At 71.1% G+C, this 8,604-nt stretch carries 9 protein-coding genes; 8 read left to right on the top strand and 1 reads right to left on the bottom strand.

The window, feature by feature from the left end:
* A partial coding sequence (locus A5705_RS09240; protein WP_068276986.1) for a replication-associated recombination protein A occupies window positions 1–1,199 on the top strand: 1,199 nt, incomplete at its 5' end.
* Entirely contained in the window at window positions 1,199–1,534 is a 336-nt protein-coding gene (locus A5705_RS09235) for a hypothetical protein (protein WP_067882900.1), read from the top strand. The genes A5705_RS09240 and A5705_RS09235, both read left to right, overlap by 1 nt.
* Here A5705_RS09235 and A5705_RS09230 read toward each other — a convergent pair.
* Window positions 1,531–2,154, bottom strand: a complete 624-nt coding sequence (locus A5705_RS09230) for a hypothetical protein (protein WP_067882899.1) — start codon at window positions 2,152–2,154, stop codon at window positions 1,531–1,533. The genes A5705_RS09235 and A5705_RS09230 overlap by 4 nt on opposite strands.
* 136 nt (window positions 2,155–2,290) lie before the next feature.
* Here A5705_RS09230 and A5705_RS09225 point away from each other — a divergent pair, with 136 nt between their 5' ends.
* The 6 genes from A5705_RS09225 (at window position 2,291) to A5705_RS09200 (ending at window position 8,493) form a co-directional block, all read left to right on the top strand.
* Window positions 2,291–2,680, top strand: coding sequence for a secondary thiamine-phosphate synthase enzyme YjbQ (locus tag A5705_RS09225; protein WP_096866117.1), 390 nt, complete (start codon window positions 2,291–2,293; stop codon window positions 2,678–2,680).
* A gap of 62 nt (window positions 2,681–2,742) precedes the next feature.
* Complete coding sequence (gene alaS, locus A5705_RS09220) at window positions 2,743–5,436, top strand: alanine--tRNA ligase (RefSeq protein ID WP_067882898.1); 2,694 nt, start codon at window positions 2,743–2,745, stop codon at window positions 5,434–5,436.
* Window positions 5,437–5,940, top strand: a complete 504-nt coding sequence (gene ruvX, locus A5705_RS09215; RefSeq protein WP_068276983.1) for a Holliday junction resolvase RuvX — start codon at window positions 5,437–5,439, stop codon at window positions 5,938–5,940. It begins immediately after the preceding gene.
* On the top strand, window positions 5,933–7,177 hold the full coding sequence (gene mltG, locus A5705_RS09210; RefSeq protein ID WP_068276980.1) for an endolytic transglycosylase MltG: 1,245 nt from the start codon (window positions 5,933–5,935) through the stop codon (window positions 7,175–7,177). Before ruvX ends, mltG begins: the two co-directional genes overlap by 8 nt.
* Window positions 7,155–7,961 carry a shikimate dehydrogenase gene (locus A5705_RS09205; protein ID WP_369803372.1) on the top strand — a complete coding sequence of 269 codons (807 nt, stop codon included), beginning with the start codon at window positions 7,155–7,157 and terminating at the stop codon, window positions 7,959–7,961. Before mltG ends, A5705_RS09205 begins: the two co-directional genes overlap by 23 nt.
* Before the next feature lie 109 nt (window positions 7,962–8,070).
* Window positions 8,071–8,493: an A24 family peptidase gene (locus A5705_RS09200; protein WP_067882895.1), complete on the top strand. Its 423-nt coding sequence runs from the start codon at window positions 8,071–8,073 to the stop codon at window positions 8,491–8,493.
* The last annotated feature ends 111 nt before the right edge of the window (window positions 8,494–8,604 follow it).

Below are 8,604 nucleotides of genomic sequence, written 5' to 3'. Positions count from 1 at the left end.
CGCCCGGATCGCCGCTGCGCCGCCTGGTCGAGGGCTCGGGCCTGGCGTCGGTCATCCTGTACGGGCCGCCGGGCAGCGGAAAGACGACGCTGGCCGCGCTGATCTCGCAGGCGACCGGCCGCCGTTTCGAGGCGCTGTCGGCGCTGTCGGCAGGGGTGAAGGACGTTCGGGCCGTGATCGATGTGGCCCGCCGGGCGCTTCTCAACGGCGAGCAGACCGTCCTTTTCATCGACGAAGTGCACCGGTTCTCCAAGACCCAGCAGGACGCCCTGCTCTCCGCGGTGGAGAACAGGGTGGTGCTCCTGGTGGCCGCAACCACCGAAAACCCGTCGTTCTCCGTGGTGGCGCCGCTGCTGTCGCGGTCGCTGATCCTGCAGCTGCGCCCGCTGACGTCCGACGACATCCGCGCCGTGGTGCAGCGCGCCATCGACGACCCCCGCGGGCTGGGCGGAAAGGTCGCCGTGACGCCCGAGGCCGTCGACCTGCTGGTGCGGCTGGCCGCCGGCGACGCCCGGCGCGCCCTCACCGCGCTGGAGGTCGCGGCCGAAGCGAACGAGACCGTCACGGTCGAGACCATCGAGCAGTCCCTGGACGAGGCGGCGGTGCGCTACGACCGCGACGGCGACCAGCACTACGACGTCATCAGCGCCTTCATCAAGTCGGTGCGCGGGTCCGACGTCGACGCGGCGCTGCACTACCTGGCCCGCATGCTCGTCGCCGGGGAGGACCCGCGGTTCATCGCGCGCCGGCTGATGATCCTGGCCAGCGAGGACGTCGGCCTGGCCGACCCGACCGCGCTGCCGACCGCGGTCGCCGCCGCCCAGACCGTGCAGCTGATCGGCCTGCCCGAGGCCCAGCTGACGCTGGCGCACGCCACCATCCACCTGGCCACCGCGCCCAAGTCGAACGCCGTCACCACCGCGCTGGCGGCGGCGATGGGCGACATCAAGGCGGGCAAAGCCGGGCTGGTGCCGCCGCACCTGCGCGACGGGCACTACTCCGGGGCCGCGGGGCTGGGCAACGCGCAGGGCTACCGGTACTCCCACGACGCTCCCGACGGCGTTGTGGCGCAACAATATCCGCCGAACGAGCTGGTGGGCGTGGACTACTATCGGCCCACCGGCCGCGGCGGCGAACGCGAGCTGGCCGGCCGGCTGGACCGGCTGCGCGCCATCATCCGCCAGAGGGGACGGGCCTGATGAAGACGTTTACCGACGAGGAGATGGGCGAGCTGCTGCCTACCACCAGGGAATACAGCGTCGTGATCCTCAAACGCGGCCCCAGGTTCGGCGACGACTCGTCGCCGGGCATCATCTGGGAGCACGGCCGGCGCAACTTCGGCCTGCGCGACGACGGCGTGCTGGCGGTGGTGCTGCCGGTCACCGACGAGTCGGACGTGTGCGGCATCGGGGTGTTCACCGCGACCGTCGACGAGACCGCCGCCCTCATGCGCGAGGACCCCGGGGTGGCGGCGGGGGTCTTCACCTACCAGGTGCACCCCTGCCGCGGGTTCCCCGGGGACGCGCTGCCTTAGACGAGCTCGGGCACCCGCAGCTGGGCGATCGCCAGCTCGAACTCGGCCACGTCGACCACCTCGGCGCCCAGGTCGCGGACCCGCCGGCTGCGCAACTCGGTGGCCCGGTCGCGGTTGCGGGCCATCGCGTCCATGCTGTCGAACGTCGAGCAGGACACGGCCCGGCGGCACGCCGGGTGGTCGACCATCAGGCTGGCGCTGCAGAATCCGTCCAGCTTCTCCATCTCCGGCAGCACCGAGTGCCGGTAGAAGTCCAGCGAACGGCTCAGCTGATCCGGCACCACCTTGAGCCAGGTGGCCCGCACGCACGCCCCGTCGGCGGAGTGGTGGTCGCGGTGCAGCAAAGCGATGTCCCACTCCTCGATCTTGGCGCTGCCGTCGAACATCAGCGCGGCGCGATCGCGGATCGGGGCGACCCGCTCCGCGCTGGCGCGCATCGCCTCCATCGTGTGCCAGGCGCTGGTCGCGATGCATCTGCCGGACTGGCGGTCCACCAGCAGCGACAACCCGACATACCCGTTCATCTCCTGGAGGGCGGGCATGACGACATCGCGGACGTGGGCGATGCCGATGTCGACGGACAGGGGTTGCGCCTGGATGGTGGTGGAACGTGCGTACACGATGGACCCCTCCCTGTGTCGGGGCGGCGCCCCGGTGGCGCCACCGGTCCCACCAGATACCTTCCTCCTCCCGCCGATCCGCCGCAATGGCCCTCGCGCGGGCTCGCGCCGTAGGCTTGACCAGGTGCATACGGATGTGCTGGAGGTGGACACCGCCCGGCGCCGCGTCGTCGACCTGACCGATGCGGTGCGCAGGTTCTGCTTCAGCTACGGCGACGGCCTGTGCAACGTGTTCGTGCCGCACGCGACGGCCGGGGTCGCGATCATCGAGACCGGCGCCGGCTCCGACGACGACCTGGTCGACACCCTGGAACGTTTGTTGCCGCGCGACGACCGCTACCGGCACGCGCACGGCTCGGCCGGCCACGGCGCCGACCACGTGCTGCCGGCCATCGTCGCGCCGTCGGTCACGGTGCCGGTCGCCAGCGGCGACCCCCAGCTGGGCACCTGGCAGAGCATCGTGCTGGTCGACCTCAACCGGGACAACCCGCGGCGGTCGGTGCGGTTGAGCTTCCTGGAGGGCTGACTGTCTAGGCTGGGAATCCCCGATCAAGACAAGTCGAAGCGACAGGAAGAAGCGGACCAACAGTGCAGACACACGAGATCAGGAAGCGATTCCTCGATCATTTCGTGGCGGCGGGCCACACCGAGGTGCCGAGCGCGTCGGTGATCCTCGACGACCCCAACCTGCTGTTCGTCAACGCCGGGATGGTCCAGTTCGTGCCGTTCTTCCTCGGGCAGCGCACCCCGCCGTACGCGACGGCCACCAGCATCCAGAAGTGCATCCGCACGCCCGACATCGACGAGGTGGGCATCACCACAAGGCACAACACCTTCTTCCAGATGGCCGGCAACTTCTCGTTCGGCGACTACTTCAAGCGCCGGGCGATCGAGCTGGCCTGGTCGCTGCTGACCAACCCCGTCGCCGACGGCGGCTACGGTCTGGACCCGGACCGGCTGTGGGCCACCGTGTTTCACGACGACGACGAGGCCGTGGAAATCTGGCAGGAGGTCGCCGGTTTGCCCGCGGAGCGGATCCAGCGCCGTGGCATGGCCGACAACTACTGGTCGATGGGCATCCCCGGGCCGTGCGGCCCGTCGTCGGAGATCTACTACGACCGCGGGCCCGAGTTCGGCCCCGAGGGTGGGCCCGTCGCCAACGAGGACCGCTACCTCGAGGTCTGGAACCTGGTGTTCATGCAGAACGAGCGCGGCGAGGGCAGCACCAAGGACGACTACGCCATCCTCGGGCCGTTGCCGCGCAAGAACATCGACACCGGCATGGGCGTCGAGCGGATGGCGCTGGTCCTGCAGGACGTGCACAACGTCTACGAAACCGACCTGCTGCGGCCGATCATCGATGCCGTGGCGGCGCGGGGCCCACGGCCTTACGACGCGGGTAACCACGAGGACGACGTGCGCTACCGCGTCATCGCCGACCACAGCCGCACCGCGGCGATCCTGATCGGCGACGGCGTCAGCCCCGGCAACGACGGGCGCGGCTACGTGCTGCGCCGGCTGCTGCGCCGGGTCATCCGGTCGGCCAAGCTGCTGGGCATCGAGGACCCCGTCGTCGGCGACCTGATGGCCACCGTGCGCGACTCGATGGGGCCGTCGTATCCCGAGCTCGTCACCGACTTCGACCGGATCCGGCGGATCGCCGTCGCCGAGGAGACCGCCTTCAACCGGACGCTGTCGTCGGGCTCGCGGTTGTTCGACGAGGTGGTCAGCGCGACGAAATCGTCGGGCGCCAAAGTGGTTTCGGGCTCGGATGCCTTCACCCTGCACGACACCTACGGCTTCCCGATCGAGCTCACCCTCGAGATGGCGTCGGAGGCCGGCCTGCAGGTGGACCAGGCCGGCTTTCACGAGCTGATGCTGCAGCAACGTCAGCGCGCCAAGGCCGACGCCGCCGCGCGCAAGCACGCGCACGCCGACCTGAGCGCATACCGCGAGCTGGTCGACGCCGGACCCACCGAATTCACCGGGTTCGACGAGTTGGCTTCCGAGGCAAGGATTTTGGGCATCTTCGTCGACGGCAGGCGGGTGCCGGTCGTCGCGCACGGCGCAGAGGGTGCCGATCGTATCGAGCTGGTGCTCGACCGCACCCCGCTGTACGCCGAGTCGGGCGGCCAGATCGCCGACGAGGGCTCGATCAGCGGAACCGGCGCGGGCGAGAGCGCCCGCGCGGCCGTCACCGACGTGCAGAAGATCGCGAAAACCCTGTGGGTGCATCGGGTCAACGTGGAGTCCGGGGAATTCGTGGAGGGCGACACCGTCGTCGCGGCGGTCGACCCCGGCTGGCGCCGGGGCGCCACCCAGGGGCACTCCGGCACCCACATGGTGCACGCCGCGCTGCGACAGGTGCTGGGGCCCAACGCCGTTCAGGCCGGATCGCTGAACCGGCCGGGCTACCTGCGGTTCGACTTCAACTGGCAGGGCCCGCTGACCGAGGACCAGCGCACCCAGATCGAAGAGGTCACCAACGAGGCCGTGCAGGCCGACTTCGAGGTGCACACGTTCACCGAGAAGCTCGAGAAGGCCAAGGCGATGGGGGCGATGGCGCTGTTCGGCGAGGCCTACCCCGAGGAGGTGCGGGTGGTGGAGATCGGCGGGCCGTTCTCGCTGGAGCTGTGCGGCGGCACGCACGTGCACAACTCCGCGCAGATCGGCCCGGTGACCATCCTGGGCGAGTCGTCGATCGGCTCCGGGATCCGCCGGGTCGAGGCCTACGTCGGGTTGGACTCGTTCCGCCACCTGTCCAGGGAGCGCGCGCTGATGGCCGGGCTGGCGTCGTCGCTGAAGGTGCCCTCCGACGAGGTGCCGGCCCGGGTGGCCAACCTGGTCGACCGGCTCAAGGCGGCCGAGAAGGAGCTCGAACGGGCCCGGCAGGCGGGCGCCAAGGCCGCCGCGACCAACGCCGCGGCCGGCGCCGAGCGGATCGGTAACGTGCGTGTGGTGGCGCAGCGGATGTCCGGCGGGATGACGGCCGCCGACCTGCGATCCCTCGTCGGCGACATCCGGGGCAGGCTCGGCAGCGATCCGGCCGTGGTGGCGCTGATCGCAGAGGGCGAAGGCGGCACCGTGCCCTACACGGTCGCGGTCAATGCGGCCGCCCAGGATCTCGGCATCAGCGCCAATGACCTGGTCAAGCGGCTCGCCGAGGCCGTCGACGGCCGCGGCGGCGGCAAGGCGGACCTGGCGCAGGGCTCCGGCAAGGACCCGACCGGCATCGACGCCGCGCTCGAGGCGGTACGCGCCGAGATAGCGCGGGTCGGTTGAGTGGCCTTGACACAGCACCGCCTCCCCGACCGGCCGGGCGATCCTGATCAGGACCCCGGGCGGGGGCGGCGGTTGGGCGTCGACGTCGGCAGCGTGCGCATCGGCGTGGCCGTGAGCGACCCCGACGGCATCCTGGCCACCCCGGTGGAGACGGTGCGCCGCGACCGGTCGGGCCGGCATCTGCGCCGGCTGGCCGAGCTCGCCGCGGAGCTGGAGGCGGTCGAGGTGGTCGTCGGGCTGCCGCGGACGCTGGCCGACCGCACCGGACCGTCGGCGCAGGACGCGATCGAGGTCGCCAGCAAACTGGCGGAAGTGCTGGGCCGGCGAGTTCCTCCTGTCCCGGTGCGGCTCGCCGACGAGCGGCTGACCACGGTGAGCGCCCAGCGGTCGCTGCGCGCGGCGGGAATCAAGGCCCGCCAACAGCGGTCGGTGATCGACCAGGCCGCGGCGGTGGCGATCCTGCAGAGCTGGCTCGACCAGCGCAGGGGGGCCGCTCGTGGTTGACAGCGCGCGGCGACAGCGGGCCGAGCCCAGCGCGGTCGGGCCGCCCCGGCGCAGGATGAGCCGCGTCGACCGCAACCGGGCCGAGCGTGGGAAGAAGCGCCGCCGCGCCGTTGGGCGGGCTGTCTTTTTGGTGTTCGTCGTGATCGGGGTGGTCGCCGTCTTCGTCGGCACCCGGCTGTGGAACACGGTGTTCGGCTCCGGCGACGACTACACCGGAAACGGCAAGCGCGACATCGTGATTCAGATCCAATCGGGTGACTCGACGACGATGGTCGGGGAGACGCTGCACAACCAGGGCGTGGTCGCCACGGTGCGGGCGTTCGTCAACGCCGCGCACGGCAACGCCGCGATCAACTCGATCCAGCCGGGCTACTACCGGATGCGCACCGAAATCCCGGCGGCCAACGCCGTGGCGCGGCTGGCCGACCCGAACAGCCGGGTGGGGCGGCTGGTCATCCCGGAGGGCCGTCAGCTCGACGACACCACCGACATGAAGACGAACAAGGTGAACCCCGGCATCTTCTCGCTGATCTCGCGGGCCACCTGCGTGGACCTGGACGGCAACAAGCGCTGCGTCTCGGTGGATGACCTGCGCGCGGCGGCCTCCAACAGCACGCCGACGGCGCTGGCGGTGCCGGCGTGGGCCGTCGAGCCGGTCACCGAGCTGGGCAAGGACCACCGCCGGATCGAGGGCCTGATCGCGCCGGGAACCTTCAATGTCGATCCCTCGGCGCCGGCCGACAGCATCCTGACGAGCCTGATCGGCGCGGGCGCCGTCGAGTACGCCAAGTCGGGATTGGTGGACTCGGCGCAGGCCATGGGCCTGTCGCCGTACGACATCCTGGTGGTCGCGTCGCTGGTGCAGCAGGAATCCAACACGCAGGACTTCCCCAAGGTCGCCCAGGTCATCTACAACCGGCTGCACGCGCACCACACGCTGGAGTTCGACTCGACCGTGAACTACCCGCTGGACCGCCGCGAGGTCGCCACCACCGACGCCGACCGCGGCCAGAAGACCCCGTGGAACACGTACGTGTCCCAGGGCCTGCCGGCCACCGCGATCTGCTCGCCCGGCGTCGACGCGCTGCGCGCGGCCGAGCATCCCGAGCCGGGGGACTGGCTGTACTTCGTCACCATCGATGCCCAGGGCACGACGCTGTTCACGAAGGATTATCAGCAGCATTTGGCCAATATCGAGCTGGCTAAGCGCAACGGTGTCCTCGATTCAGCGCGGTAGGAAGGCCGGGGTCCTCGGCCGGCCCATCGCCCATTCGCGCTCCCCGGACCTGCACCTGGCCGCCTACCGCGCGCTGGGCCTGCACGACTGGACCTACGAGCGCATCGAGTGCGGCGCCGAGGAGCTGCCGGGCGTGGTCGGCGGGTTCGGGCCCGAGTGGGTCGGCGTGTCGGTCACCGCGCCGGGCAAGTTCGCCGCGCTGCGCTTCGCCGGTGAGCGCACCGAGCGCGCGGCCCTGGTCGGCTCGGCCAACACCCTGGTGCGCACGCCGACGGGCTGGCGGGCCGACAACACCGACGTCGACGGGGTCAGCGGCGCGATCGGGTCGGCTTCGGGACGCGCGTTGGTGTGCGGATCGGGCGGCACCGCCCCGGCCGCCGTCGTGGGCCTGGCCGAGCTCGGCGTCACGGCCATCACGGTCGTGGCGCGCGACCCGCGGAAGGCGTCGCGGCTGGTGGACCTCGGCGCGCGGCTGGGCGTTCCCACGCGGTTCTGTGAGCTGGGCAGCGAGGGGCTGGCCGGCGAGGTGGCCGGCGCGCAGCTGCTGGTCAGCACCCTGCCCGCCGACGTGGCCGAGCGGTACGCCGGCGCGTTCGCCCCGATCCCGGTGCTGCTGGACGCCGTCTACGACCCGTGGCCCACCCCGCTGGCCGCCGCGGTGGCCGCCGCGGGCGGACGGGTCATCAACGGCCTGCAGATGCTGTTGCACCAGGCCTTCGCCCAGGTCGAGCAATTCACAGGGCTGCCCGCTCCGCGAGAGGCCATGGAGGCGGCACTGCGCTAGCCTGCCGCGCATCGATGCCTAGGTCAATCGCCGAGCGTGGGGCTTATGTACGAATTCGCCACGGTTTGCGTACGTAGCCCCCACACTCGTCCGGCGCACAGGAGGACCCATGCGGCTTGGAGCGGCTGTGGCAGTACTCGCCTGGCTGGTGCTGCTGAGTGCCTACGACGTCCGGTCACGCCGACTGCCCAACGCGCTGACGCTGCCCGGGGCAGCCGCCATCCTGGTGGCCGCCGCCCTGGCCGGCCGCGGGCTGGCCGCGCTGGCCGGCGCGGCCGCGCTGAGCGGGACGTACCTGCTGGTCCACCTGTTGGCGCCGGCGGCGATGGGAGCCGGTGACGTCAAGCTGGCGATCGGGCTGGGCGGTCTGGCCGGCTGTTTCGGGCCCGATGTGTGGTTCCTCGCGGCGCTGGGCGCGCCGCTGTCGACGGCGCTGTGGGGGCTGCTGCGGGGACCGGGTGCGGTTCCGCACGGGCCCTCGATGTGCCTGGCCACGGCCGGGGCCGTAGGCCTGGCCGTTCTGGGCTCCTAACTTTCGAAATCGACGCCAGCGCGGAAAAGTGCGACCCGTTGTCAAGTGGTTAGTGCAACATTTAGGCGGCTTGGCTAATTAGGTTGGCGAGGCGTTGGGCGGGTGTGTAGA

The sequence above is a fragment of the Mycobacterium sp. E787 genome, from assembly GCF_001668725.1.
Classification (GTDB): Bacteria; Actinomycetota; Actinomycetes; order Mycobacteriales; family Mycobacteriaceae; genus Mycobacterium.
Note: the sequence above shows the minus strand (reverse complement) of the source record. Positions and strands in the feature narration are given on the sequence as shown.